Origin of the sequence: Nocardioides sp. WS12 (assembly GCF_014108865.1) — a bacterium.
GTDB lineage: Bacteria > Actinomycetota > Actinomycetes > Propionibacteriales > Nocardioidaceae > Nocardioides.
This window is the reverse complement of sequence record NZ_CP053928.1, coordinates 384,928-410,651: the sequence shown is the minus strand read 5'-3', so window position 1 is coordinate 410,651 and position 25,724 is coordinate 384,928. Positions and strand designations below refer to the sequence as shown.

Genomic DNA, 25,724 nt, shown 5'->3' with positions numbered 1-25,724 from the left:
CCACCTTCTCAGGTGGCTCGTCAGGTGGCGGTGACGACGGCAGCCAGGTCGGACATCACCAGGTCCCGGTCGCACGCTGCGCCCGCGACCAGTCCCGCCGCCGCAGCGGTGAGCACCGAGGCCATCGGCATCGGCAGGTCGCGGTGGTGCGCGAGGTCGCCGGCGGCGTACACGCCGGGACGGCTGGTGGCGCCCATGATGTCGACGTGGATGCCGCCGAGGTCGCCGGTCTCCAGTTCCAGCTGCTCGGCGAACGGTGCGGCCTGGCGCCAGGTCGGCGCCACGAACATCCCGCCGAGGTCGACGGTGTGCTCGTAGTCGAGCAGCGCCTTGAGCCCCTTCTCTGTCTCCTCGACGCCGAGGACCGGGCCCGTGTGCATCTCCAGGCGCAGCGCCTTGATCGCGGCCAGCACCTCGGGTTCGGGCTCCGCCCCGTTGGTGAGTACGACGACCTCGCTCGCCAGACGCGACATCAACTGCGCGAGCATCGGGATGTGCGGGCCGGCGCCGAGCAGCCCGACCCGGCGGTCGGCGAACTCGTAGCCGTGGCAGTAGGGGCAATGGGCGACGACGGTGCCGAACAGGTCGGTCAGTCCGGGGACGTCGGGCAACTCGTCGGCGAGGCCGGTGGCGAGCAGCACCCGCCGCGCGGTCACGTCCGGGGATCCGTCGACCGAGACCACGAACGCGTCCGGCTCCCCGGCCACCGCCACGACCGCACGTTCCACGAACTCGACGCTCTCGTAGCGCTCGATGTCCTTGCGGGCCGCGAGTCGCAGTTCGGCCGGCGGGGTGCCGTCGTGGCCGAGGAAGTTCTGCATGTGCTCGGCGGGGTCGTTGCGGAACCGGTCGGTGCTGAACACCACCACGGAGCGCCGCATCCGGCCGAGGGTCAGCGCGGCCTGGAGTCCGGCAGAGCCGGCTCCGATCACCGCGACGTCGTACTGCTGGGTCTTGTTTGTTTGCTTCATGGGACCAGCGTGTGAGTTCATGTTCACATGAAGTCAAGCCCTCAGGACGTGCGCTGGTCGATCGGTGATCTCGCGGGCCGGTTCGAGCTCGAGACGCACGTGCTCCGGCACTGGGAGGACAAGGGCCTGCTGCACCCGGCGCGCGACTCCGCGGGACGCCGGTACTACGGCGAAGACGACGCCTACCGGGTCGCCGCGATCATCGCGAGCAAGGAATCGGGCATGAGCCTCGACCAGATCCGCACGCTCGTCGACGCATCCGCCGACGGCCGCCGTGACGCGTTGAAGCAACACCTCGTCGAGCTCGACCGCCGCGAAGCCGAGCTGGCCAGGTCGCGCCACATGACCGAGCACGCGCTGGAATGCCGCGCCCACGACATCACCACCTGCCCGTCCTTCCAGGCGCACGTCGCCGACATCGTCGAGGGCACCCGCCGCGGTTTGCCGTGGGTCAACGGGCACGGCACCCACTCTTCATGAATCAGGGGAGTGACCGGACGGGCGTTCCCGTGGTCTAGTGACCCAGGTCACATTTCTCGGCAGAAGGTGTCGCTCCATGTCCCGGTCACTGCGTCTCGTCCTCTCCTCACTGAGCGGCCTCGCGGCCTCGCTCGTCATGCTCGTCGGCGTCCCCGCGCCGGCGCAGGCCGCCGCGGCGCCGTACGTCGCTCTCGGCGACTCGTATGCCTCCGGCACCGGCACCCGCAGCTACATCAGCGACGGCACCAGTTGTCAGCGCTCCACCTACGCCTATCCCAAGCTGGTCGCTGCGCAGAAGGGCTACGCCCTGAACTTCAAGGCGTGCTCGGGCGCCACGACGAGCACGGTCACCAGCAGCCAGTTGAGCGCGCTGACCACGGGCACGGAGTACGTCACGATCTCCGTCGGCGGCAACGACGCGGGCTTCAGCAGCGTGCTCACCGAGTGCGCCCAGCCCGGCTGGATGTCCAACTGCGACGGGGCGATCAACACCGCCCAGTCCTTCATCAACAACACGCTGCCCGGCCGGCTCAACACTCTGTACGCCTCGATCAAGTCCAAGGCGCCGAACGCCGTGGTCGTCGTGGTCGGTTACCCGCGTCTGTTCCAGGGTGAGGACTGCAACGCCGGCACCTGGTTCTCCCCGGCCGAGGAGACCCGGTTGAACGCGACCGCCGACCTGCTCAACGGCAAGCTGTCCGCGGCGGCCAGCGCCAAGGGCTTCAAGTGGGCCAACCCGACGTCGCGCTTCATCGGTCACGCGGTCTGTGATGACGTCGAGTGGCTCAACGGACTGTCCAGCCCGATCTCCGAGAGCTACCACCCCAACAAGCTCGGTCACTCGTCCGGCTACCAGCCGCTGGTCGCGGGGCTGCTCGTCGGCTGACGGCGGCCGCAGTGGGTGCGTGCTGGTAGAACCATCGGCATGCGTCGGATCTCGGTGACCCTCGGCTCCCTCCTCCTCGTCAGTGGGCTCGCTGCCTGCAGCGGTCAGGGGGACGACGAGAAGTTGGGCCGTTCGCTGGCGGTCCAGTTGACGGCGGCGCTGGCCGCGGCGGCGGCGCCGGACGGTGAGGACGCCGGCAACCCGCAGCCGGACGCGTTCACCACCGTTGACTTCGGTGACGTCAAAGGGGCCACGGTGGCTGAGCAGTACGCCGCGATCATCGACGACATGGACGGCATCGTGCCGGACATCGAGGTGAAGAAGTTCAGCGCCGAGGACGGCAAGGGCACCGCAACACTCGGCTGGTCGTGGCCGGAGAGCAAGGGCGCGGCCTGGGCCTACGAGACCGAGGTCGCGCTCACCGAAGCGGACGACAAGTGGAGCGTCACGTGGGCGCCGTCGATCGTCGAGCCCACGTTGCAGGCCGGCGAGATCCTCGACGCCGTCACCCAACCGACGGATCGCGGCGACATCACCGGCGCTGGTGGCGAGGTCCTGGTCACCGAGCGCGCCGTGATCCGGATCGGGATCGACCGCACGCGGGTGGACGCAGCGAAGGCTCCCGCATCGGCCAAGGCACTGGCCGAACTCGTCGACATCGACGCGCCCCCCTTCGTCAAGGCCGTTCGGAGCGCCGGTGACCGGGCGTTCGTCGAGGCGATCACCTACCGCGAGGGCGAGGTCCCGGCCGCCGTCCAGACGGGCGTGCGCACCATCGACGGCGCCCACCAGGTCAACGACGAGATCGCCTTGGCGCCGACCCGCGACTTCGCCGCACCGATCCTGGGCCGCGTCGGACCGGTCACCGGCGAGATGGTCGAGAAGAACCCGGACAAGTACCGCACCGGCGACATCGCCGGCCTCTCCGGCCTGCAGAGCCGGTACGACGACCAGCTCCGCGGCACGACCGGCCGGGTCGTGTACGCCGTCCCCGAGGACGGCGAGACGAAGAAGCGCACCCTCTACGACCGCGAGGCCGCGGCGGGCCGACCGCTCTCGCTGACCCTCGACGCATCCACCCAGAAGATCGCGGAGGACGTGTTGTCCGGAGTCAGGGGTGTGTCGGCCGTCGTCGCGATCCGCCCCAGCGACGGCGCGATCCTGGCCGCGGCATCACCCGAGCAGAACTACGCCGCGTACGGGCAGTTCGCGCCCGGCTCGACCTTCAAGATCGTGACCTCGCTGGCGCTGCTGAGGGCCGGCCTGACGCCGGACTCCCCGGTGGAGTGTGCGCCGACCACGACCGTCAACGGCAAGCGGTTCAAGAACTACTCCGACTACCCGTCCTCGGCGCTCGGCACGATTCCGCTGAGCAAGGCGATCGCGAACTCCTGCAACACCGCCCTGATCAACGCCCGCGCCAAGGTCGACGACGGCGACCTCGCCGCAGCCGCCGCCAGCCTCGGGCTCGTCATCGACCACGACCTCGGCTTTCCCGCCTTCTTCGGCGAGGTGCCCGACCCCGCGAGCGAGACCGAGGCCGCCGCCGACCTGATCGGCCAGGGCAAGGTCCTGGCCTCGCCCCTGGCCATGGCCGCGGTGATCGCGAGCGTTCAGGCAGGCAAGACCGTCGTACCGCGACTGCTCGAACAGGTCGACGTGAGTGTGCCCAAGGAGGCCGCACCGTTGACGGCCGACGAAGCCGCGGCGCTGAAGAAGATGCTGCGCGGCGTGGTCACCGACGGCAGTGGTCGCGGCCTCGCGGACGTCCCCGGTGCCCCGGTGATCGCCAAGACCGGAACCGCGGAGTACGCCGCCGACGGCACCATCAAGACCCACGCCTGGATGGTCGCAGCACAGGGTGACCTCGCGGTCGCCGTGTTCGTGCAGACGGGCGTCTCCGGCTCGCAGACCGCCGGCCCGCTGATCGAGGACTTCCTTCGCCGCGCTGGCTGAAAAATGGAGCGAGCCCGTCATTGCATGGGGTCAACGACGGGCTCTTGTCGACTCGGTGCTCCCTCCGAAGAACGACTGCGTCCAAGATACCCCGTCAGTGGTGACTGCGGAGGGGGCCGATCGGACATTCATCCGGTCGGCCATTTCGACCCGGGACCAAAGTCCCGGGTGGCCTGACCCGAGTGGTGACGCGAGTGGTGGCAGGCTGGGGGCATGAGCTTTCGAGAGCGTCTGACCCACCTGCTTCCGGAGGCGCGACGCCAACTCCTGATCGGTGGCCACTGGGTCCCGGCCGCCAACGGTGCGCGGATCGACGTCATCGATCCCGCCGACGGGTCGATCCTCACCGACGTCGCCGACGGCACCCTGGACGACGCCCGGGCGGCCCTCGATGCGGCGGTCGCCGTGCAGCCGGCCTGGGCAGCGACGGCACCCCGCGAGCGCGGCGAGATCCTGCGCCGGGCGTTCGGCCTGGTCACCACGCACGCCGACGACCTGGCGCTCGTGATGAGCCTCGAGATGGGCAAGCCGATCGCCGAGGCCAAGGGTGAGGTCACCTACGGCGCGGAGTTCCTGCGCTGGTTCTCCGAGGAGGCGGTCCGCATCCATGGCCGCTGGATGCACAATCCCGCGGGTGGCAGTCGGCTGTTGACGGTGCGCAAGCCGGTCGGTCCGTGCCTGTTCATCACGCCGTGGAACTTCCCGCTCGCGATGGGGACGCGCAAGATCGGACCCGCCATCGCGGCCGGTTGCACGATGGTCGTCAAGCCGGCCGCACAGACGCCGCTGACCATGCTGCTGCTCGGCGGGCTCCTTGCTGAAGCCGGCCTGCCCGCAGGGGTCCTGAACATCGTGACGACCGAGGATGCTGCCGGGCTGAGCAGCACCCTGATGGCCGACCCTCGGCTGCGCAAGGTGAGCTTCACCGGTTCGACTCCGGTCGGCAAGCGCCTCGTCGAGCAGTCCGCCGGTCAGTTGCAGCGGGTGTCGATGGAACTCGGCGGCAACGCGCCCTTCCTGGTCTTCGCGGACGCCGACCTCGACGCGGCGGTCGACGGCGCGATGCTCGCCAAGATGCGCAACATGGGGGAGGCCTGCACGTCGGCCAACCGGTTCCTCGTCGAGGCGCCGGTCGCCGACGAATTCGCGACCCGGCTGGCCGAACGGATGGGCGCCTTGCGCGTCGGCCGCGGCCAGGACGTCGGGATCCAGGTCGGTCCGCTCATCGACGCGAAGGCGGTCGCTTCCGTTGCTGCGGTCGTCGACGATGCCCTGGCCCGGGGAGCGCGGGCGCTCACGGGTGGTCAGCGGGTCGACGGAGCAGGATTCTTCTACCCGCCGACGGTCCTGGTCGACGTACCAGCGGACGCGGACGCGGTGACCGCGGAAACCTTCGGCCCGGTCGCCCCGATCACGACGTTCACCACCGAGGACGAGGCGATCGCACTGGCGAACGCGACGGAGTACGGCCTGGCTGCCTACGCCTTCACCCGCGACCTCGCGCGCACCCTGCGGCTCGCTGAGCGACTCGAGACCGGGATGCTCGGCATCAACACAGGCATCGTCTCCAACCCGGCCGCGCCGTTCGGTGGCGTGAAGGCCAGCGGGTTCGGTCGCGAGGGCGGTTTCGAGGGCATCGAGGAGTACCTCGACACGACGTACGTCGCCCTGCCCGCCCCGTAGCGACGCCGTGGCTTGACCTCAAGGTTGCTTGAGGTTGTTGGCTGGATGCGCCGATGAATTCAGTGGCCGATGTCGGTCCTCACAGGCACACTTCAAAGGACCGCCATGACTGATCAGATCACCCCCCTCGCACCGCCACCCGAAGGACCCGGCCTCGAGCCCTCCGGGCGGCGCCTCCCGCGCGCGCTGACGCCGTTCCGCCACGCCGCCTACCGTCGCCTCGGCACTGCGCTCGTGCTGCAGACATTCGCGAGCGGCGTGTGGGTGGTGGCACTGGTGTGGGAGGTCATCCGGATCGACGGTGGCCCGGGGCAGCTCTCCGTGGTGTCGACGGCTGGTGCGGTCGGAGTCCTGCTCCCGGCCCTGCTCGGCGGTGTCGTGGCCGACCGGATCCCGCAGAAACTGATCCTGCTCGTCGTCGCGGCCGTCGAACTGGCCGGCATGACGGTGGTGGCGCTGCTGTCGTGGGGCGACCTCACCCAGTTGTGGCACCTAGCGGCCGTGTCGTTCAGCACCGGCGTGGCGATGGCGTTCTACTACCCGGCCTACTCCGCCTGGCTGCCGGCGCTGGTCCCCGAACAGGACCTGATGGCGGTCAACGGCTTCGAGGGCATGGTCCGCCCGACCGTGGGTCAGGCGATCGGCCCCGGTGTCGCCGGTGTCGTCGTCGGCGCCGCGTCGTCCTCGGCTGCGCTCGGGGTCGCTGCGACGTTCAGCCTGATCGGTCTGCTGGCGCTGACCACGGTTCCACTGACCCCCGTACGACGGGAGATCGCGCCTGACGACCCCGAGACCGGCCCGGCGGGTGCGGTCGCGACGGCGATCGCCGACATCCGCGAGGGCTTCGTCTACATGATGAAGACTCCGTGGCTGCTGGCCACGCTGCTGTTCGCATCGATCATGATCCTGGTCCTGATGGGCCCGCTCGAGGTCCTGGTCCCGTTCCTCATCAAGGACGAGCTCGGCGGTGGGCCGGGCGATCACGCGATCGTGCTGGCCTGCTTCGGCATCGGAGGTGCGGTCGGTTCCATGGCGATGGCCTCGATCCGGATGCCGCGCCGCTACCTCACCTGGATGAACCTGATGTGGGGCCTGGGCTGCCTGCCGTTCCTGCTGATCGGTTTCGCGCAGGACGTGTGGGTGATCGCGGCGTCAGCGTTCGTGATCGGCGCCTTCTTCTCCGCCCCGATGGTGATCTGGGGGACGTTGCTGCAGCGCCGCGTGCCGCCGCACCTGCTCGGGCGCGTCGCCTCGCTCGACTTCTTTGTCTCCGTCAGCCTGATGCCCGTGTCGATGGCGATCGCCGGCCCGGTGGCCGAACTGATCGGCCTCCAGACCACCTTCGCGATCGCGGCGATCGTGCCCGGGGTCGCGGCCATCGTGGCGGTGGTGTGGGCGAAGTTGCCTGCCGACGAACTGGCGCACCCGCTCAGCGACTGACACAGGTCCCCTGCGTGTTGATTGATATCAATCAACACGCAGACAGGGTCATCCCTTCAGGCGCGCCACCGTCGCCGCGAGGTGGCGGTGGCCGACGGACTCGTAGCCGGCGACGGTGACCCACGGGGCGAGCGACAGCACGACCAGGCACCAGGTGATGTCCACGTGGCCGGCGGCCATCAGCACGGCCGCGACCAGTGGGATCACGGTCAGGGCCATCAGGAGCAGGTGGAAGGCATCGGCCGACCGCGTGGTCACCGAGTAGAGCAGGTAGTAGGCGACGATGACGACCGCCACTGGCACCACCACGGTCAGGACCGATGCGGTGACGCCGAGCTTCGTGTGGTGTTCGAGGTAGTAGGCCGCGACGTGCAGTCCGGCTCCGATGGCGACGATGCCGCCGAAGAGCACCATGTGCCCGTAGCCCCACACGAACGAGGCCTCCCGCCGGGCCTCCAGGATCTCGCCGTGGGGGACGCCGAAGTACATCCACCAGATGCCGAACGCCAGTGCCGTGCCGGCGAACGCCAGCAGCGCCACGTCCAGGGTGAGGCCGTCCTCGGAGAGCGCGGTCAGCGAGACCATCGTGCCGATCATCCCTTCGCCCAGGGTGATGATGACCATCAGGCCGTAGCGCTCGGCCACGTGGTGTGCGTGCCAGGGAGTGCCGCCGCACCGCTTCTCGGCGTACGCCGGGCCGCCGATCTCGACCAGGAACGGGATCACCATGACGGCGAACGTCGTCGTGACCGGCAGGTCGATCAGTGCGGTGGCGCACCAGAGCACCTGCGCCACGATGATCGAGCCGATGTAGGCGCGGTGGGCGCTGAGTCGTGCGGGGTCCTGTCGACTGGCCCGCCACCACTGGAACACCATTGCCACGCGCATCACGACGTAGCCCCACACCATCACGTCGTTGTCGAGATGGTCGCCGTCGTGGATCGACTCGAACATCGGCGCCAGGCCGAGCGCGAAGATCAGCACCCCAACCATCTGCAGCATCGTCGTCAGCCGGTAGACCCAGTCGTCGGTGTCGTACGCCGACGCGAACCAGGTGAAGTTGATCCAGGCCCACGAGATGCCGAAGGTCGCGAACGCGAAGCCGGCGAGTCCGGCGCCGACATGGTCCTCCGCGAAGGCATGGGCCAGTGCGTTGGCCGCCGTACCGAAGGCCACGACGAAGGTCAGGTCGAACAGCAACTCGAGGGGAGTCGCGACCCGGTGGTGCTCGTCGGGATCCCGCCCGGTCATTCGTTGCTTGCGGTGTGCCACCACGGACTCAGACATGCGCCGCAGTTTAGGCGTCGCGGCGTCCCAGCAGGCCGAGCAATCGGCGCGCCGGTCCGGCGTCGGCGCTGACGGGCACGGGCGACCCGAACTCGCCGTGCTGCTCCAGCGCCACCGCGAGAGCCGTCGGCAGCAGGCCCTCGGCCAGTTCGTCGGGCACGGTGGCGTCGTGCCCGGTCGTGCGGGCGACGTCCCAGCCGTGCGTCGCGATCTCGAGTGCGGCGAGGCGGGAGATGGTGCCGACGGGCACCGGACGTCCGCCCACCTCCACCAACGGCGTGGTGGCCGACGCCCACGCGCCGAGCAGGCCGCACGCCTTGGTCTGCAGGGCCGCGATCTGGTCGCCGACGGGTGCCGGCGCGGCGCTGTGCAGGCTGATCACACCGGTCGCGCCCTCCGCGAAGGCGTCGAGGGAGTCCTCCATGTGGGCGAGCAGGTCGACCAGGCGCCACTGGGTGCAGGGCGTGCGGCGGCCCAGGTGCGCGGGAGTGATCGTGACGAGGGCGCCCTGCGTGTAGGCCAGCGCGCGCTCGAGCAACTCCACCCCCGGGTCCGTCGGCATCGGCTGGAGTCCGGGAACTGCGGACATGGCTCAGCCGGCCGGGGCGAGGTCCGGCACGTAGTCGGCCGGGAGCCGTTCGGGGAGACCGAACCGGGCGAACAACGCCGTGTCGAAGAAGGCCGTCACGTGCTCGACCCGGGTGTCGTCGCCCCGGCCGACCATCTGCAGGACCTGCAGGTGGAACGGCTCGAAGTGACCCTCGGGCTGGCGCATGTAGAGACCGAATGCGGGCTGCCCGTTCGCGGTCGTGGCGACCATCGGCATGTCGGCGACCCCGCCGGGGCACTTGGTGCCGATCAGCTCGCCGATGCTCGCCGGACCGCGGTAGTGGTTGAGGAACGGCGGCATGTCCCATGTGGCGTCGTACGTCAGGAGCTGGACGATGCGGTCGATGTCCTTGCGCCAGAATGCTTCGAGGTACGCGTCGAGCAGTCCCTTCTGGGCGGAGTCGAGATCGGCCTCGACCGTCTCCGGCGTCAGGCCGCGGTCGGCGAGCTGGGCGTGCGCGCGCTGCAGGGCGGAGTTCACAGCGGCCGTCGTGGTGTCGAGGGCGGTCGCGGTCTCCGCGGCCGACCAGCGCAGCACGTCGCGCAGGATCAGGACGGCACGCTGCCGGGCCGGCAGGTGCTGCAGTGCCGCGATGAACGCGAGCCGGATCGTGTCGCGCTCGGCCACCTCGACCGCAGCATCCGGGATCGGCTCCAGCCACGGGACCTCGTGGTCCTCGAGCAGTTCGTCGGCGGGAGCGGAATCCGCCGTACCGAGGCCCGTGGGGAGGGGGCGCCGCGGCTTGCTCTCCAGGTTCGTGAGGCAGACGTTCGTGGCGATCTTGTAGAGCCACGTCCGAACCGACGAGCGGCCCTGGAAGTTCGCCGACGCCTTCCATGCCCGCAGGAACGTCTCCTGGACGAGGTCCTCGGCTTCATGCACCGACCCGCTCATCCGGTAGCAGTGCGCCATCAACTCCCGCTGATAGCGGCCCGTCAAGGTGTCGAAGTCAGCGAGTTCCTCGCTGCCCACCACTGCCGTGTCGACTGCCGTCTCGATCTCGGTCACCGTCGCGCTTCCCATCGCTACCCCTGTGTGTCGCCAGTGTGCCTGACGAGTTGACCGGGGTCGACCGGAAAACTCATCGGTGGCCCCTCCGGTGGTTGAGGTGCGAGCGAAATCTGGCGAGCCCGGTGGTTGAGGTGCGAGCGAAGCGAGCCTCGAAACCGCTCAGGCGAAGGACCAGATCAGCATCTCCGTCGGCACCGCCGCCGTGACGTCGTACGACGGTTGGCCGGTGAGGCTGAACGCGTCTCCTGCCGACAGCGGCTCGGCCAGCGAGAACCGCAGCAGCGCGCCGGTGGTGATGTAGCCGTGCACCTGGTGGGCAACAGGGAGCGCGAGGACCTCGCCCGCCTCGAGACGGACCACGTCGAGGGTCGCTCCGGCGACGCCGACACCGAGCGGCCCGCCGTCGCCGACGACGCGCACGAGTCCGGCGCCGGGCTCGGCGACCACCGACGCGTGGGCGTGGGCCGGCGCGGCTTCGGGGTCGTCGGCGGTCAGCCAGACCTGCACGAAGCGGACGGGCCCGTCGGGGCCGGCGATCTCCGAGTGCCGCACGCCCGCGCCAGCGGTCAGTACTCCGCACTCGCCTGCGCCGAGCGTCACCGAGGCACCGGTGCCGTCGGTGTGCACCACGGACCCGGACACCACCCACGTGATGATGTCGATGGCCTCGTGGGCGTGCTCCTCGAATCCGAGGCCGGGACCGAGCACGTGGTCGTCGTGGCAGACCATCGGCCCGAACGCCAGGCGTTCGGGGTCGAAGTGCGGCCCGAACGAGAAGCCATGCCTGCTGAGCCGCCCGCGCTCGCGCTCGACGAACCGGACTGAACCCCTGCGGATCTCCACGTTCACGTGACAGATTGTGCCGGTGTCCGACGCCGACCTCGCAGCGCGGCTCCCTGCGGGCTTCCGGTTCGGCACGGTGAGTGCTGCCGCCCAGATCGAGGGCGCCGCTGCGAGCGATGGTCGCGGGCCGAGCATTCTCGACACCTTCGCCGCCGTACCCGGCCGGATCCTCGACGGTTCCACGCCCGCGATCGCCTGCGACCACTACCACCGCTTCCGCGAGGACGTCGCGCTCCTGGGCCAGCTCGGTGCGCCGGGCTACCGGTTCAGCATCTCGTGGTCGCGGGTCCAGCCGACCGGCCGCGGTGCGGTCAACGCGCCGGGCCTCGACTTCTACGACCAACTGGTCGACGGCCTGCTCGAGGCGGGCATCGAGCCGATGGTCACGTTGCTGCACGGCGACCTGCCCCAGGGCCTCGAGGACGATGGCGGCTGGCTCAACCGCGACACGGCGGACCGGTTCGGGGAGTACGCAACGATCGTCGGCGACCGCCTCGCGGACCGGGTGAAGGAATGGATCCCGGTCGCCGAGCCAGCGGTCACCGCCTACCTCGGCTACGGCACCGGTGAGCGCGCGCCGGGGCGCCGCCTGCTCTTCGACGCGCTGCCCGCTGCCCACCACCTGTTGCTCGGACACGGCCGCGCCGCCGCCGCCCTGCGGGCCGCAGGAGCCGAACGGATCGGGTGCGCCAACAACCACGCGCCGATGTGGCCGGCCTCCGAGGACCCCGCCGACGTGGGCGCCACCAAGCTCTTCGACGCGCTGTGGAACGGGCTCTTCCTCGAGGGCATGCTGCTCGGTCGCCAACCCCCGGACATCGCCCCGCTGCTGGAGGGCATCGCGCTGCCCGGGGACCACCTGGTGATCCGCCAGCCCCTCGACTTCTACGGCGTCAACTACTACACGCCGCTCCGGGTCGGTGCCGCGTTCGACGATGACGGCGAGGACGTCAACGAGTACGACGGTGGCGAGTACGACGGCGGCGACGACGAGTCACCCTTCCGCTTCCTCGACATCCTCGGTCGGCCGCAGACCGAGACCGGCTGGGCCGTCGTACCCGAGGCCCTCCAGGAGTGGCTGATCATGACGCGTGCCCGCTACCGCGCAGCCCTGCCGCCGCTGGTGATCACCGAGGCGGGTGCGGCCTACACCGTGGCACCCGGCACGGACGGAACCATCGACGACGCCGAGCGGATCGCCTACCTGACCCGCCACCTGGACGCCGTGTCCAACGCGATCGCCCAGGGGGTCGACGTCCGCGGCTTCTACGTCTGGTCGCTCCTCGACACCTGGGAGGGCGGGGACGGGTTCGTGCCCCGCTACGGGTTCGTCGACGTCGACCACGTGACCCAGGCCCGGACCCCCAAGCGGTCCTTCGGTTGGTACGCCGATCTGGTGGCGGCTCACCGAAAAGTGCACGCCGACCGGCCCGCCTGACCGCTGTTCGGAATCCCTTTCCGAACAGCAGACTGGAACAGGTTCCTCATGGGAAAGTGAGCCCATGGCGGACCGGGAGAGGGACCTGGCCGACCGGCTCCCGAAGGAATTCGTCTTCGGAACGAGTACGGCGGCCTACCAGATCGAGGGGGCCGTCGACGCCGACGGACGCGGCCGATCGGTGTGGGACACCTTCACCGCCGAGCCCGGCCGGATCGCCGACGGGTCCACGGGCGCGGAGGCCTGCGACCACTACCACCGCTTCCCCGAGGACATCGCCCTGATGAAGGAGCTCGGTGCTCCGGGGTACCGCTTCTCCATCGCCTGGCCACGCATCCAGCCGACCGGCAGTGGGCCGGCGAACGCTGCGGGTCTCGACTTCTACGACCGCCTCGTCGACGGCCTGCTCGAGGCCGGCCTCCGCCCGATGGCCACGCTCTTCCACTGGGACCTGCCCCAGGCGCTGGAGGACGACGGCGGCTGGCTCAACCGCGTCACGATCGACCGGTTCGCCGACTACGCCGCGATCGTCGGCGAGCGCCTCGGCGACCGGGTCGCCGACTGGGTGCCCGTCAACGAGCCGAATGTCGTCACCCTGATGGGGTACGGCGTCGGGATCCACGCGCCCGGCAAGGAACTCATGTTCGACGCGATGGGCGTCGGCCACCATCTCCTGGTGGCGCACGGACGGGCGGCGATCGCACTGCGCGCTGCCGGGGCGACCAGCGTCGGCTGTGCCAACAACCATGCGCCGATCTGGCCAGCGAGCGACGACCCCGCCGACGTCGGCGCCGCCAAGATCTTCGACCTGATCTGGAACGGGCACTACCTCGAGGGCATGCTGCTCGGCCGCTACTCCGACGACCTGATGATGCTGTGCGAGGACCACGTGCGCGACGGCGACTTCGCGACGATGCGCCAGCCGCTCGACTTCTACGGCATCAACTACTACAACCCGATGCGGATCGGCGCGGCCTCCGAGGACGCGGAGCTCCCGTTCGACTTCCGTGAGGTGCTCGGCTATCCCGTCACCGACTTCGGCTGGCCGGTGGTCCCGGATGCCCTGCGCGAGTGGCTGATCATGTTCCGTGCACGGCTCCGGGCCGCCGTACCCCCGATCGTGATCACGGAGTCCGGGTGCGCCTACAACATGGGACCCGACGAGCAGGGCGTCATCGACGACCAGCCGCGCATCGACTACCACCAGGCCCACCTCACCGCCGTCGCAGAGGCGACGGAGCGCGGCGTCGACGTGCGCGGCTACTACGCGTGGTCGACCATGGACAACTTCGAGTGGGCCGAGGGCTACACCAAGCGGTTCGGCTTCGTGCACGTCGACTACGAGACGCAGGTGCGCACCCCCAAGCGGTCCTTCGGTTGGTACGCCGACCTGGTGGCCCGGCACGCACAGCGCGCCTGACCCCGACGGTCGGTCAGACCCGCTGCTGGAGCGTGTCCCGGACTGCCGAGAGGTGCTCCTGGGCAGCGGCCGCCGCCGTCACGCCGCGGGCCTTGTCGGCCCGGAGCGTCTCGGCCGCGACGGCGAGGTCGCGTTCCGTGGACCGGAGGGTCCGTTCCTTCTCCTCGGCGAGGTCGGTACGTTCGCGGAAGGAGGCGAACAGGGCGCCCGCGCCGCCGAGGATCCCGGCGATGGCCAGCACCAGCCAGCCCGTGGCCACGAAGGTCAGCCCGGCGAACACCAGGCCGAGCATGATCAGGCCCGCACCGATCGGCAGGAGGAAGGGGTTGATCGGATTGCGTCGCGTGACCGCCTCGAGGACGCCCGCCTGCCATGCGGCGGTGGCTCCGGTCGTGTCGACCGTGGCGATCCCGCCGGCGACCTTCACCGGGCGCGTGTCCTCCACGGGCACGGCCGCCTGACGCGCGAGCTGGTCGGCGAGCGGGAGCAGGGTCGGTGTGAGGACCTGGCGCGCGACGGCGAAGCGCGGTGAGTCGGCATCCTCCAGGTCGGACAGGAGCAGGGCGACGACGTCGCCCACGGGCGAGGACCAGTCCGCTGTCATGGTCGCGGTGCGTTCGTCGAGGAAGCCGAGGTCGACGCGCACGGTCGCCATCCGGTCGAGGATGTCGCCCTCAGCAGGAGAACCTTCGTCGACGAGGGAGCGCAGGCAGTCGGCCAGCGGGTCCTCCGACGTGGCGACGGGCGCGGGTTCGGCGGAGCGATCGGCGCGCAGGACCGCCGCGATCATGGAGTCGGGTTCCACGGCGCCGCGGTCACTGCGCGCACCGGAGGCGAGCACCTGGCGCAGGGTGTTCAACTGGGTGGCGGCCTGCTCGGCGGCCAGTGCATCCCGGGTGGTGCCGGCCTCGGCCTGCAGCCACGTTGCCACCTGGTCGGCAGCGTCGGCCTGGGCGGCGACCTGCTGCGTCAGGGCAGCCACGAGCTCGGCGACGGCGTCCGTGTGGGTGGGTGCGAGGCGTCCGTCGGCGATCGCGAGCCAGATCTCGCGCTGCGCGACGGAGATGGCGGGCTGGTCCGGCAGGACCCGCTCCAGCGGGCTCGTCGCCCAGCGCGGGTCGCGGGTCTGGGCGCTCAGCAGGCTCAGGAAGAGAGCGGCCCGCTGGGGATCGCGGTGTCCGGCCTCGGTGAGCAGGGCATCGCCACCGGCATCGCCTCGCGCGGTCGCTGCCACGCCCCGCGCTGCTGCCGCGAGCCAGTAGCCGGGTACGTCGGCCGGGTCGACCGCGCCCCGCAACGCGGCTCCGCCGGTGACGATCACGGTCGACACCACCTCGCGCGCGTAGCGTCGGCAGCCGGCCGCGTCGGCGTACTGACCCAACTCGGCACGGATGTCCTCGTGCTCGACCAGGGCCACCAGGGCGCGGGTGAGCCGGTCGATCTGGCCCTGCAGGTTGCCCTGCTGCGTGCGCATCTGTTCGCTGAGACGGTTGCGGGCGCGGCGTTCGAGGGCGAGCTGTTCCTCCGCTGCGTCGATCCGCTTGTTCTGCTGCCAGTCGGCCCAGTAGTTGTCGCTCACGGGAGTGATGTGCCCGGGGCCGGGCCATGCAAACGCCAAACGCCCGGGGCCGCGCGCTGGCGCCGACCACTAGCCTGCCGGTATGCGTGCCATCCAGGTCCTCACCACCACCGGTCCAGCCGACGTCATCGTCCGCGACGTCGCCGACCCCACCCCCGGCCCGGACGACGTGCTCATCGAGGTGCATGCGGTCGGAGTGTCGTTCCCGGACCTGCTGCTGAGCCGCGGCGAGTACCAGTTGCGTCCCGAGCCGCCCTTCAGCCTCGGCGTCGACTACGCCGGCGTCGTCGTCTCCGGACCCGGCTTCGAGCCGGGCCAGCGCGTCGCGGGCGTCGGTGGGTACGGCGGCGCGGCCGAGCTGGTCATCGGCTCGAGCGAGAACGTGTTCGCCCTGCCCGACTCGATCACCTTCGACGAGGCCGCCGCGCTGCCGATGAACTACCTCACTGCACTGTTCGCACTGGACGAGCGCGGCGGGTTGCGCGCGGGCGACACGGTCCTCGTCCACGGCGCTGCCGGTGGCGTCGGTACGGCGACCCTGCAGGTGGCCAAGGGGCTCGGTGCGCGCACCATCGCCGTGGCGAGCACCGAGGAGAAGCGGCAGTTCGCCCTGGCCGCGGGCGCCGACGAGGCGATCGCCGTCGAGGGCTTCAAGGACGCTGCCCGGGTGCTCACCGGAGGCAAGGGTGTCGACATCGTCCTCGATGTCGTGGGCGGCAGCCTGTTCACCGACTCGTTGCGCTCGCTGGGCAGCCAGGGCCGGGTGCTGGTCGTGGGGTTCGCGGCCGGTGAGGGCATTCCCGAGGTCAAGGTCAACCGGTTGCTCCTCAACAACACCGACGTGCGCGGTGTCGGCTGGGGCGAGTACGCGTTCTCGCACCCGGGCTACATGAACCAGCAGTGGAACCAGTTGCTGCCGATGATCGAGTCCGGTGCGGTGAAGCCGCCGATCGGGAAGGTCTACGGCATCGACGAGTTCGGCCAGGCGCTGGCCGACATGGACGCGCGAGCGACCCTCGGCAAGTCCGTCGTGCGCATCCGCTCGCATTGAATGGCCGAGCGGCTCAGCGTCAGCGACGACCCAAGTCGATGGTCCACCAGCGGTTGCCGTCCGCACTGAGGGCGTACCCGGCACCCACGGCGCGGAACCGGCAGTCGAGCAGCAGCGCCCGGTGAGTCGAGCTGTTCATCCACTTCCGCACGGCCGAGGCGGGCGTCGTCGGTCCGGCGGCCAGAACCTCGCCGAGCATCCGGGCGTTGGTGTAGCCCGCGGCCGAGACCCGGTTGCGCAGCGTCGGCTCGCCCGGCAACCGGTGGGACAGTCGCCGCGCTCGCGCCATCAGCGCGTCGTGCCGCCCCGAGGAGTTCTGCAGTGACGACAGGACGCGCAGGCCGACGCAGCCCTTGCGGGCCCGCGCCCGGTTGATCAGGGTGACGACGTCCCGCTCCATCAGCGCGGCCGTACTGGCCCGGGCCGGCCCCGCCACGGCCGACGCCGCTCCCGGGGGAGCGGCGTTGGCGGACGGTCCGGCGAGCAGTCCCGCAAGGACGGCCGTCGTACCGATCAAGGTAAAGAGCGCGCGCACGGAGACATCATGGTGGCGCGTTGTGCCCTTTCGGGCGACAACAGGAAAATCAGCGTCGGCCGAAGTCCTGGGTCCACCAGATGCGGCCGCCGTAGGGAACGACGCCGATGCCGATCTCGCGCAGCGAGCAGTCGGTGATGTTGCGGCGGTGCGACGGACTGTTCCACCACGCCCGGACGACGAGGCGAGCGGTGCTGAACCCGGCGGCGATGTTCTCGGCGACCTTGCGCCAGCCGGTGTAGCCGGCCAGCGTGACCCGTCGGCCCAGGCGGGGCTCGCCCGACAACTGGTGGGACATGACGCGGTTGCGGCCCATCAGGTACGAGTGCTTGCGGGCGGCCTGGCGCAGGTCGAGGTTGAGCCTCAGCGGCCGGCAGCCGACGGCGACCCGCTTGACGTTGGTGAGCGTCAGGACGGCGCCCTCGAGCACGGCGTTGACCGTGAAGCGCCCGGCGAGCGGTGCGCTCATGACGCTCGTGGTCGGTGCCGGAGCAGCGGTTGCTGCGGTGGTTCCAGCGGTAGATGTGAAGGCGGCTCCGATGACGACGAGCAGGCCGATGACAGTGTTTTTGATCCCCCAGTGACGCATGTGTCAATCGTCACTTCGGGGTACCCCTCGGCACACCGGTGGCGCGTTCGGTCTGCGCTAGTCCGATCGGACTAGCGTTACCCGGCTAACGGCCATCCTGTCGGTATGGGCCCGTCGGTAGGGGTCAGCGACGGCCGAAGTTCTGGGTCCACCACAGTTGGCCGTTGTGCAGGACCACGCCGACACCGAGGTCGCGCAACCGGCAGTTGAGCATGTTGCGGCGGTGGCCGGGGCTCTTCATCCAGGCCTGTACGACGGCGGCGGGGCCGCTGAACCCGCGAGCGACGTTCTCCGCCACCAGCCGCCACCGGGTGTAGCCAGCGCGGGTGATCCGGGTCGAGAACTTCACCTCGCCCGGAAGCTGGTGCGACATCACGCCACGCGTCGCCATGGTCACCGTGTGGCCACGAGCCGCCTTGCGCAGGGCCGCGGAGCCACGGAGCGCGCGGCAGCCGTGGGCGCGCCGCTGGCGGTTGGTCAGGACCAGGACCCGATCCTCCAGGACCCGCTGGACCAGGCCGACCCGGAGCGCGCCGTGGGCAGCGCCCGGCGTCAGGTGTGCTGCGGCCGTCGGGCCGGGCGATGCGTCGGCCGGTGCACCAGCCACGCTGAGCACCAGCCCCAGCACGAGGCAGGGCAGGAGTCCGATCTTCTTCGCCATGGACCACCCATCGACGCCGGGCTCTCCGGATTGAGGTCGACGCGGAAAATCAGGACGATGGTCCTGACTGCTCGCCGTTGCGTCGAGGTCCTAGGCTCGGTCTGTGAGCATCCTTGATGACGCCCGTCCGGGCATGGACCTCGGAACCCGCCCGCAGGACGACCTCTTCGGTCACGTCAACGGCACCTGGCTGACCGAGACGGAGATCCCCGCCGACCGGTCGAGTTGGGGGCCGTTCGTCCAGCTGGCCGACCAGGCCGAGGAGGACGTGCGCGCGATCATCACCGAGCTGGCGGTCTCGACGGACTCGACCACCGGCGCAGGATCGACCACGTCGACCGAGGACGCCCGCAAGATCGCCGATCTCTACAACTCGTTCATGGCCACCGACCGGGTGGAGGCGGCCGGGCTCGCTCCCGTGCAGCACCTCGTCGACGCGGTCGCCGGCCTGCGCGACGTCCGGGATGTCGCCGCCTTCCTGGGCGAGTTCGAGCGGATCGGTGGCTACGGCCTCTTCGGGTCCTACGTCGACACCGACGACCGCCAGTCCGACCGCTACCTGTTCCACCTCGTCCAGGGCGGCCTGGGCCTGCCCGACGAGTCGTACTACCGCGAGGAGAAGTTCGCCGAGATCCGCGAGGCCTACCTCGCCTACCTCGACCGGCTGCTCACCCTCGGCGGTCACACCGATGCCGCCGATGCCGCGCAGCGGATCCTCGACCTCGACACCGCGCTCGCCCTGGGCCACTGGGAGCGTTCCGAGACGCGCGACGTGCAGAAGACCTACAACCGGCTGACCGGCGACGAGCTCCGCGCCCTGTGCCCCGCGTTCGACTGGAACGCCTATGTCACGAACCTCGGCGGGCAGCTCACCGGTCCGCAGGCCACGATTGCCGAGGTCGTGGTCCGCCAGCCGTCGTACCTCGAGCACCTCTCGAAGGTCCTCGACGAGACGCCGATCGAGACCTGGCGCGACTGGTTCACCTCGCGCGTGCTGCGCTCCGCGGCGCCGTACCTCTCGGACGACTTCGTGCAGACCAACTTCGACTTCTACGGCCGCACGCTGTCCGGGACCCCCGAGCTGCGGGCCCGCTGGAAGCGCGCCGTGTCGTTCGTCGAGGGTGCGATGGGTGAGGCCGTCGGCAAGGAGTACGTCGACCGGCACTTCCCGCCGACGTCGAAGGCGATGATGGACGACCTCGTCGTCAACCTGCTGGCGGCGTACAAGACGTCCATCGGCAAGCTCGACTGGATGACCGAGGAGACCAAGCAGAAGGCGTACGACAAGATCGCGACCTTCCGCCCGAAGATCGGTTACCCGACGAAGTTCCGCGACTACAGCGCACTGACCGTGGTCGGCGACGACCTGGTCGCCAATGCGCAGTCCTCGGCCGGTTTCGAGACCGACCGCCAGCTCGCGAAGATCGGTGCGCCGGTCGACCGCGACGAGTGGTTCATGCTGCCGCAGACGGTCAACGCCTACTACAACCCGGGCACCAACGAGATCTGCTTCCCGGCCGGCATCCTGCAGAAGCCGTTCTTCAGCCCCGACGCCCTCCCGGCCGAGAACTACGGCGGCATCGGCGCCGTGATCGGCCACGAGGTCGGCCACGGCTTCGACGACCAGGGTGCGCAGTACGACGGCGAGGGCAACCTCAACGACTGGTGGACCGCCGACGACAAGGCCGCCTTCGAGGTGAAGTCGAAGGCGCTCATCGAGCAGTACGACGCCTTCTCCCCGCGCAACCTGCCCGACGAGAAGGTCAACGGCGCGCTCACGGTCGGCGAGAACATCGGCGACCTCGGTGGCCTGACCATCGCGCACACCGCGTTCCTGATCGCGGCCGAGGCCGCCGGCACCGAGGCAACGCTGGAGGACCGCAAGACGCTGTTCTTCAACTGGGCCTACGTGTGGCGCACCAAGCGCCGGATCGAGCAGGAGACGCAGTACCTCACCATCGACCCGCACAGCCCGCCGGAGTTCCGCGCGAACATCGTGCGCAACCTGGATGAGTTCCACGAGGTCTTCGCGACCACGCCCGGCGACGGGCTGTGGCTGGAGCCCGAGGCGCGCGTCCGGATCTGGTGAGCGGCGAGGACCTCGGCCCGATCTCGGCACGTTCGGAGAGGTGGCCTCGGTACCTCCGGCCCGGCCGGGACGAGGTGCTGGAGGAGCATCTCGACGGGGACGGCCTGTCGCTGCCGGTCGAGGGCGAGATCGACCCGGTGGCCGAAGAGGCCGTACGTCGCGGCCAGGAACGACGTACGCGGAACAAGTGGATCCGGCTGGGCGTCTTCGTTGCGGCGGTCTCGGTCTGGGGTGCGGTGGACCGTCCGGGTGGCGAGGACGCGCCCGGGCTGCTGCCGTCGGAGCAGCGGTACGAACCGATCGCGACCCCTCAGGGGCTCGCCGATCTCCGGGCAGCCCTGACGGACGCAACGGGTGCCACCCGCGTCCTCATGCTGCGCACCTACGGCGTCGACGAAGCCCAGGTGACGGTCCCACCCGCCGAGCCGGGTGATCTCGCCGAGGTGTGGCGGTGGGATGGCGAGGTCCTGGAGAAGTGGATGGGCGAGACGGTCCGTGACCGCCTCGCCTTCGATCTGACGCAGGTGGACGCTGGTGTGCTGGTCGCCGTCGACGAGGAGGCCCGGCGGCGCAGCGATGGCCGCATCAGCGACAGCCGGATCACTGTCACGAGGCCGGCGGATGCCGGCGGCTCCTGGCTTCAGGCGCACGTGGACGAGGTCGACCGCGGCGGCGTGACCCTGTGGTCTGACCTCGACGGCAGTGTCGAGTCGGAGCTGGTCAATGAGAGCTCGGCCGACTCGAACGGGCGAGAGCAACGTGGGGGTCGCTCTCACCCGCACGACTCGACCAGAGCGGATGCCCGATGAATCAGGCGGCGTCGACCAGCAGCTTCAGCAGCTTCTCGGCGATGGCGACGAGTTCGCCGTCCGTCATGCCGGACGCCTGTGACAGGTTCACGGTGTAGACCGTGCCGCCCACCAGGACGCCCCCTGCGGTCTGCAGGCTCTCGCCGCCGCCGAAGGTGCCGGTGGTGACGAAGGCGTCGTCGCCGAGACCGTCGATGGGATGATTGGTCAGGTTGCCGAGGGACGCGCTGATTCCGGACTGATAGCCCTCGAAGCCGCCGTTGCCGGTGTCGACCTCGACCGCGCCCACGGACCCGCTGACGGCGCGGGGGTCTTCCTGATCGAACTCGCAGGCGTCGAACGGCCCGGTGACCAGGGTGACCGCAGCCCCCACAGCCGCGGCCACCTGATCAGTCGTGAGGAGGTCGCAGAACTTCGGCAGCTCGGCGGCGTCGGTGCCCTCCGAGTCGTCCCCGTTCGACTCCGCTGCGCTCGTGTTGTCGCCGGCATCCCCGGCGTCGTTGCTGTCGCCGTCGCCCCCGCAGCCTGCTGCGAGTGCACCGACGACCATCAGGCCAGCCAACCAAGCGCGCTTCATGCACGTCCCCCTCATAGGTAACGCCCGACTTTCCCGTGCGGCGGCGGGACGCGGTAGTAGGGGATCGTCGTAATCGCGGATCGACTAGGTTGCCCACCATGGATCGGGCCGGCTGGGTGGGCGAGGTGTTTGCCCATCTCGGCCACGGCACGGCCCCCGTTGCGGCCACCGAGTGCGCTGCCGCGTGGGACGCGGACCGTGATCCGGTGGCGGCCGCCCTCGCCGCCGTCTGCGGGTTCTGGCAGGGCGACTTCGCCGGCGCGACCGCCTGGGCCGAACGCGCCCTGGCCGAGTCGGGGGACGACGAGACGCGGGCACTGGCGCTGGCGGCCGCAGCACTTGCCTCGGCCGGCGACCCGGACGCCCGTCCGGAGCCGGCCTGGAGTACGGCGTGGGCACTCCTCGAAGCCGCCCCTGACGCGGACTCGGCGTGGTGGACGTCGATTCGCTACCTGCTGGCGGAGTCCGCACTGGTCGGCGCCCGGTTGGCCGATGCGCAACGCGTGGTGGCCTCGGGTCCGATGGTGGGTACGGCGTGGGCCGGCCACCCGTTCGCCGCGATGATGGTGGCCTGCGCGGTGCGGACAGCCGTGTTCTCCGGGCAGATCGACCGGGCCACTGCCCTGATCGAGCCGATGCGTGCGGCGACCGAACCCGGGTCGCGTCTCGAGGGCGTCGTGGAAGCGGTGGCGGGCCTGGTCCTCGGCAACGCCGACGACGCCAGCGGGGTGTCGCGGAGCCGTGAACTGACGCCCGTCGTGGGCGACGGCGACCGCGACTTCGTCGACCGCGGAGTGCTGCTCCTCCTCGCCTTCGGTGCGATCGCGATCGGCGACATACCGACGGCCGCACGCCTGGTCTTCCAGGCCGGCGACGACGGCGACCTCGGCGCCTGCACGATCATCGACCGGGCGCTGGGGCTGGAGATGCTCGTCGTCGCCGCGCTCGCCGAGGAGGACCTGCCAGCGGCGGAGACCTGGCTCGCGAACCTGATGACCCTGGCCGAGCACCCGACGTCGGCGCCGACGGTCGACCGGGTGCGCAGTCGCTATCTGCTCGTCGTCGGTGACGTGGAGGCGGCCGTGGCCGCGGCCACGGCGAGCATCGAGGCGTGTCGCGCGCAGGGCCGGGGAATCGAAGCAGCGGAGGGCGAGATCGTGCTCGCCCGGGCCCGGATCGCCGGCAACGACGTCGCCGGCGCGAGCCGCGACCTCCGGGCCCTGGTCAACGCATCGGACGCCAGCGGCCACCGCGCCGTACGACGATCGGCAGCCTCGACGCTCCAGCCGGCCCGGCGTCGCCTGCCCCCCGTCGCCGGTGGCGGCTGGGAGGCGTTGTCCGAGCGGGAGCGGGAGATCGCGCGGTGCGTGCTGGACGGCCTCGAGGTCGACCAGATCGCCACGGACCTGTTCCTGTCACCAGCCACGGTGCGGACCCACGTCTCCCGCGTGCTCTGCGCGTTCGGCGTACCGACCCGGATCGGCTTGCTGGCTGCCGTGGGGGAGGGCCGGGTCGCACCTGCGAGCGTCCCGACGCCGCTGAGCCCCCGCCAGTCCGAGGTCGCACGGCTGGTCGCGGGTGGGGCGAGCAACCAGCAGGTGGCCGACGAGCTGGGCATCTCGGTCAAGGGCGTCGAGAAGCACGTGGGCGACATCCTGGAGCGGTGGAACGCCGGGTCGCGGTTCGAGGTGGCCCGTATCTGGTGGGGCTCCGGCGCGGGCCAGCGCGGCGCGTAGCGCCGGACAAGAAGACGGGCGGGTCCGTCCCGGGTGTTGAACCACCGCAACCCCCACAATTGCGGCACCCGGTGACGCGACCGGCCACGCGTCAACTGTCCCGGTTCTGCCCCGGGGGCGGCGATGGGGTTTTGGCATAATTTTCCCCTCGGAGTCGGGCCGTCGTGGCACGCTGCTCGCCATGGACCGGGGGGCCTTGATGGCGGACGTGCTCGACCACCTTGCTGCGGGGACGGCCGAGGTGGCGATCGATGAGTGTGTCGCCGCGTGGGATGCGCACGGAGATCCGGCTGCGCTCGGCCTGGCCGGTCTCGCGGGGTTCTGGCGGGGCGACTTCGCCGATGCCACGGCACGCGCGGCTGAGGGACTGGCGGCGGCGGGCGACGACGACGCCCGGGCGGTGTGCGCTGCCGCGCTGTCGCTCGCTGCTACCGGTGACGAGTTCACCGACCCGGGTGACGCCTGGGACGTGGCCCGCGGCCTGGCCGCCGCAGCCACGGAGCCGGAGTCGCGGTGGTCGTCCTGTGTCCGTTACGTCGTCGCGGAGGCCGCCATGGTCAGCGTCCGCATCGACGACACCGCTGCCGTCCACCGGAGCGGCCCGGCGCCGGCCGCGGCCTGGGCGGGCCATCCCTTCGCTCCGCTGATGGTGATCTGCCAGGTGCGGGAGGCCGCCTTCTCCGGCCGCGTCGACGATGCCCTCCGGTTGCTCGGGCCGATGATGGCCTCGGTGGTCCCGGGCACTCGTGTCGAGAGCGTCATCGGTTCGGTCGCCGCACTCGTCCACGGCTTCGCCGGTGACAACGCGGGTGTCGAGGTCTCGCTTCCCGCGGCCCGGCACGTGCCCGAGACGCCCCACGACTACATCGACCGCGGTGCCCTGATGCTGATGGCCTACGGTGCGATGGCGGTCGGCGACGCGACCACGGCCGCCGCGATGACCTTCCGGGCGGGGGCCGACGAGGACCTCAGCCGGTGCACGGTCATCGACCGCGCGCTCGGTCTGGAGATCCTGCTGATCGCCGCTCTCGAAGAGGGTGACGACGAGGCAGCCGCCGCCTGGCTCGTCGGACTCGGACGCCTCGCGGGCCATCCGATTGCGGACACCGTCGTGTTGCGGGGGCAGGCCCGGCACGCGCTGGCGAGTGGTGACCCCGATGCGGCGATCGGGTTCGCGAAGCGCAGTGTCGAGTTGTCCGTGGCCGCGGGCCGGCAGTTCGAGGTGGCCGACGGAGACCTCCTGATCGCGCGCGCCCAACTGGCCCGGAGCGACGTCGGAGCGGCGTCGCGCACCCTCCGGAACCTGGTCGCCGAGAGCGACCGCACCGGCTACGCCGCCGTACGCCGCTCGGCGACCGCCGCGCTCGCCGCCTCGGGGCGCCGCCTTCCCCCGATCGCCGGCGGCGGCTGGACCGCCCTGTCGGCACGCGAGGCGGAGGTGGCGCGGGCGATCCTCGCCGGTCAGGGCGTCGAGGAGATCGCCGCGTCGTTGTACGTCTCGCCGGGCACCGTCCGGTTGCACATCTCCCGCGTGCTGTGCGCCTTCGGCGTCGCGACCCGCGTGGGCCTGCTCGCCGCCGTCGGCCAGGTCGAGGGCGCTCCGCCTCCGCCCAGCCAGGCGCTGAGTCCCCGCCAGGCGGAGGTGGCGGCCCTGGTCGCCGCCGGTCGCACGAACAAGCAGGTCGCCGAGGAGCTGGGCATCGCCGTGAAGAGCGTGGAGAAGCACGTCGGCGACATCCTGTTGCGCTGGGGAGCCGCCTCCCGGTTCGACGTGGCCCGGATCTGGTGGGGCACCGAAGCAGCGCAGTAGGCGTCTCGATACACCGCTCGTTCCTCGCGGCACTCGACGAACCTGGGCCGGCGAAGCCAACGCCCAAAAGTCTTGCCGCCCGACCAACCCAGCGAACGCAAGACCCAGGCGAACTGGCTTGCCGCCAGACCAAACCCAGCGAACGCAAGACCCAGGCGAACTGGCTTGCCGCCAGACCAAAGCCAACCGGAGCGCAAGCCAACTGCGCGCGCGGCAGCGCGGCGAGAGCTGTACTCCGGCGAGCTTGCTCGCCCGCAGCGTCA

22 protein-coding genes are annotated in these 25,724 nt (G+C 70.5%); 12 read left to right on the top strand and 10 right to left on the bottom strand.

The features are described from left to right. Positions 1-20: 20 nt before the first annotated feature. Entirely contained in the window at positions 21-971 is a 951-nt protein-coding gene (locus HRC28_RS01875) for an NAD(P)/FAD-dependent oxidoreductase (RefSeq protein ID WP_182378423.1), read from the bottom strand. A 27-nt stretch (positions 972-998) separates the two neighbouring features. Here HRC28_RS01875 and HRC28_RS01870 point away from each other — a divergent pair, with 27 nt between their 5' ends. The 5 genes from HRC28_RS01870 (at position 999) to HRC28_RS01850 (ending at position 7,416) form a co-directional block, all read left to right on the top strand. Then, entirely contained in the window at positions 999-1,451 is a 453-nt protein-coding gene (locus HRC28_RS01870; RefSeq protein WP_182378421.1) for a MerR family transcriptional regulator, read from the top strand. A gap of 76 nt (positions 1,452-1,527) precedes the next feature. Beyond that, entirely contained in the window at positions 1,528-2,337 is an 810-nt protein-coding gene (locus HRC28_RS01865) for an SGNH/GDSL hydrolase family protein (protein ID WP_182378419.1), read from the top strand. A 39-nt stretch (positions 2,338-2,376) separates the two neighbouring features. After that, the gene (locus HRC28_RS01860; protein WP_182378418.1) at positions 2,377-4,293 is read left to right on the top strand and encodes a penicillin-binding transpeptidase domain-containing protein; all 1,917 of its coding nucleotides are present in this window, start codon (positions 2,377-2,379) and stop codon (positions 4,291-4,293) included. Between the two features lie 213 nt (positions 4,294-4,506). Beyond that, positions 4,507-5,976 (top strand): NAD-dependent succinate-semialdehyde dehydrogenase, encoded by a 1,470-nt coding sequence (locus tag HRC28_RS01855; protein WP_182378416.1) that lies wholly within the window; start codon positions 4,507-4,509, stop codon positions 5,974-5,976. 105 nt (positions 5,977-6,081) lie between these two features. Continuing rightward, complete coding sequence (locus HRC28_RS01850) at positions 6,082-7,416, top strand: MFS transporter (protein ID WP_182378414.1); 1,335 nt, start codon at positions 6,082-6,084, stop codon at positions 7,414-7,416. A gap of 48 nt (positions 7,417-7,464) precedes the next feature. Here HRC28_RS01850 and HRC28_RS01845 read toward each other — a convergent pair whose 3' ends face one another. From HRC28_RS01845 to HRC28_RS01830, 4 genes are all read right to left on the bottom strand, one after another. Further along, positions 7,465-8,703, bottom strand: coding sequence for a low temperature requirement protein A (locus HRC28_RS01845; protein WP_237111657.1), 1,239 nt, complete (start codon positions 8,701-8,703; stop codon positions 7,465-7,467). Positions 8,704-8,713: 10 nt separating this feature from the next. Next, positions 8,714-9,292 carry a TIGR03086 family metal-binding protein gene (locus HRC28_RS01840; RefSeq protein WP_182378412.1) on the bottom strand — a complete coding sequence of 193 codons (579 nt, stop codon included), beginning with the start codon at positions 9,290-9,292 and terminating at the stop codon, positions 8,714-8,716. Between the two features lie 3 nt (positions 9,293-9,295). Then, complete coding sequence (locus HRC28_RS01835; RefSeq protein ID WP_182378410.1) at positions 9,296-10,336, bottom strand: sigma-70 family RNA polymerase sigma factor; 1,041 nt, start codon at positions 10,334-10,336, stop codon at positions 9,296-9,298. 147 nt (positions 10,337-10,483) lie between these two features. After that, positions 10,484-11,173: a pirin family protein gene (locus HRC28_RS01830; RefSeq protein WP_182378408.1), complete on the bottom strand. Its 690-nt coding sequence runs from the start codon at positions 11,171-11,173 to the stop codon at positions 10,484-10,486. A 16-nt stretch (positions 11,174-11,189) separates the two neighbouring features. Here HRC28_RS01830 and HRC28_RS01825 point away from each other — a divergent pair, with 16 nt between their 5' ends. Both HRC28_RS01825 and HRC28_RS01820 read left to right on the top strand, forming a co-directional pair. Continuing rightward, on the top strand, positions 11,190-12,605 hold the full coding sequence (locus HRC28_RS01825; RefSeq protein ID WP_182378406.1) for a family 1 glycosylhydrolase: 1,416 nt from the start codon (positions 11,190-11,192) through the stop codon (positions 12,603-12,605). Between the two features lie 64 nt (positions 12,606-12,669). After that, positions 12,670-14,025, top strand: a complete 1,356-nt coding sequence (locus tag HRC28_RS01820) for a GH1 family beta-glucosidase (protein ID WP_182378405.1) — start codon at positions 12,670-12,672, stop codon at positions 14,023-14,025. 13 nt (positions 14,026-14,038) lie between these two features. Here the strand turns inward: HRC28_RS01820 and HRC28_RS01815 are convergent, their stop codons facing one another. Next, positions 14,039-15,604 carry a hypothetical protein gene (locus HRC28_RS01815; RefSeq protein ID WP_182378403.1) on the bottom strand — a complete coding sequence of 522 codons (1,566 nt, stop codon included), beginning with the start codon at positions 15,602-15,604 and terminating at the stop codon, positions 14,039-14,041. Between the two features lie 82 nt (positions 15,605-15,686). Here HRC28_RS01815 and HRC28_RS01810 point away from each other — a divergent pair, with 82 nt between their 5' ends. Continuing rightward, positions 15,687-16,655, top strand: coding sequence for an NADPH:quinone oxidoreductase family protein (locus HRC28_RS01810; RefSeq protein WP_182378401.1), 969 nt, complete (start codon positions 15,687-15,689; stop codon positions 16,653-16,655). Positions 16,656-16,674: 19 nt separating this feature from the next. Here HRC28_RS01810 and HRC28_RS01805 read toward each other — a convergent pair whose 3' ends face one another. The 3 genes from HRC28_RS01805 to HRC28_RS01795 all read right to left on the bottom strand — a co-directional run bounded on the left by HRC28_RS01805 (position 16,675) and on the right by HRC28_RS01795 (position 18,440). Continuing rightward, on the bottom strand, positions 16,675-17,190 hold the full coding sequence (locus HRC28_RS01805; RefSeq protein ID WP_182378398.1) for a CAP domain-containing protein: 516 nt from the start codon (positions 17,188-17,190) through the stop codon (positions 16,675-16,677). Positions 17,191-17,239: 49 nt separating this feature from the next. Then, positions 17,240-17,779: a CAP domain-containing protein gene (locus tag HRC28_RS01800; RefSeq protein ID WP_182378396.1), complete on the bottom strand. Its 540-nt coding sequence runs from the start codon at positions 17,777-17,779 to the stop codon at positions 17,240-17,242. 124 nt (positions 17,780-17,903) lie between these two features. Then, a complete protein-coding gene (locus HRC28_RS01795) occupies positions 17,904-18,440 on the bottom strand; it encodes a CAP domain-containing protein (RefSeq protein ID WP_182378394.1) in 537 nt (178 codons plus the stop codon). Between the two features lie 103 nt (positions 18,441-18,543). Between HRC28_RS01795 and HRC28_RS01790 the strand changes: the two genes are divergently transcribed. Both HRC28_RS01790 and HRC28_RS01785 read left to right on the top strand, forming a co-directional pair. Then, positions 18,544-20,529 carry a M13-type metalloendopeptidase gene (locus HRC28_RS01790; RefSeq protein WP_272902658.1) on the top strand — a complete coding sequence of 662 codons (1,986 nt, stop codon included), beginning with the start codon at positions 18,544-18,546 and terminating at the stop codon, positions 20,527-20,529. Beyond that, a complete protein-coding gene (locus HRC28_RS01785; protein WP_182378392.1) occupies positions 20,526-21,338 on the top strand; it encodes a hypothetical protein in 813 nt (270 codons plus the stop codon). The genes HRC28_RS01790 and HRC28_RS01785 overlap by 4 nt, the downstream gene beginning before the upstream one ends. Before the next feature lies 1 nt (position 21,339). Here HRC28_RS01785 and HRC28_RS01780 read toward each other — a convergent pair whose 3' ends face one another. Then, entirely contained in the window at positions 21,340-21,915 is a 576-nt protein-coding gene (locus tag HRC28_RS01780; RefSeq protein ID WP_182378390.1) for a hypothetical protein, read from the bottom strand. A gap of 98 nt (positions 21,916-22,013) precedes the next feature. Between HRC28_RS01780 and HRC28_RS01775 the strand changes: the two genes are divergently transcribed. Together HRC28_RS01775 and HRC28_RS01770 are read left to right on the top strand one after the other, a co-directional pair. Beyond that, complete coding sequence (locus HRC28_RS01775) at positions 22,014-23,651, top strand: helix-turn-helix transcriptional regulator (protein WP_182378388.1); 1,638 nt, start codon at positions 22,014-22,016, stop codon at positions 23,649-23,651. A 181-nt stretch (positions 23,652-23,832) separates the two neighbouring features. Further along, positions 23,833-25,461 (top strand): helix-turn-helix transcriptional regulator, encoded by a 1,629-nt coding sequence (locus tag HRC28_RS01770; RefSeq protein ID WP_182378386.1) that lies wholly within the window; start codon positions 23,833-23,835, stop codon positions 25,459-25,461. Positions 25,462-25,724: the final 263 nt, after the last annotated feature.

Excerpts from the sequence above, each read along its gene's own strand:
- HRC28_RS01875 (WP_182378423.1), bottom strand. The coding sequence starts at position 971 with ATGAAGCAAACAAACAAGACCCAGCAGTACGACGTCGCGGTGATCGGA.
- HRC28_RS01870 (WP_182378421.1), top strand. The coding sequence starts at position 999 with ATGAAGTCAAGCCCTCAGGACGTGCGCTGGTCGATCGGTGATCTCGCG.
- HRC28_RS01865 (WP_182378419.1), top strand. The coding sequence starts at position 1,528 with ATGTCCCGGTCACTGCGTCTCGTCCTCTCCTCACTGAGCGGCCTCGCG.
- HRC28_RS01860 (WP_182378418.1), top strand. The coding sequence starts at position 2,377 with ATGCGTCGGATCTCGGTGACCCTCGGCTCCCTCCTCCTCGTCAGTGGG.
- HRC28_RS01855 (WP_182378416.1), top strand. The coding sequence starts at position 4,507 with ATGAGCTTTCGAGAGCGTCTGACCCACCTGCTTCCGGAGGCGCGACGC.
- HRC28_RS01850 (WP_182378414.1), top strand. The coding sequence starts at position 6,082 with ATGACTGATCAGATCACCCCCCTCGCACCGCCACCCGAAGGACCCGGC.
- HRC28_RS01845 (WP_237111657.1), bottom strand. The coding sequence starts at position 8,703 with ATGTCTGAGTCCGTGGTGGCACACCGCAAGCAACGAATGACCGGGCGG.
- HRC28_RS01840 (WP_182378412.1), bottom strand. The coding sequence starts at position 9,292 with ATGTCCGCAGTTCCCGGACTCCAGCCGATGCCGACGGACCCGGGGGTG.
- HRC28_RS01835 (WP_182378410.1), bottom strand. The coding sequence starts at position 10,336 with ATGGGAAGCGCGACGGTGACCGAGATCGAGACGGCAGTCGACACGGCA.
- HRC28_RS01820 (WP_182378405.1), top strand. The coding sequence starts at position 12,670 with ATGGCGGACCGGGAGAGGGACCTGGCCGACCGGCTCCCGAAGGAATTC.
- HRC28_RS01810 (WP_182378401.1), top strand. The coding sequence starts at position 15,687 with ATGCGTGCCATCCAGGTCCTCACCACCACCGGTCCAGCCGACGTCATC.
- HRC28_RS01800 (WP_182378396.1), bottom strand. The coding sequence starts at position 17,779 with ATGCGTCACTGGGGGATCAAAAACACTGTCATCGGCCTGCTCGTCGTC.
- HRC28_RS01795 (WP_182378394.1), bottom strand. The coding sequence starts at position 18,440 with ATGGCGAAGAAGATCGGACTCCTGCCCTGCCTCGTGCTGGGGCTGGTG.
- HRC28_RS01780 (WP_182378390.1), bottom strand. The coding sequence starts at position 21,915 with ATGAAGCGCGCTTGGTTGGCTGGCCTGATGGTCGTCGGTGCACTCGCA.
- HRC28_RS01775 (WP_182378388.1), top strand. The coding sequence starts at position 22,014 with ATGGATCGGGCCGGCTGGGTGGGCGAGGTGTTTGCCCATCTCGGCCAC.
- HRC28_RS01770 (WP_182378386.1), top strand. The coding sequence starts at position 23,833 with ATGGACCGGGGGGCCTTGATGGCGGACGTGCTCGACCACCTTGCTGCG.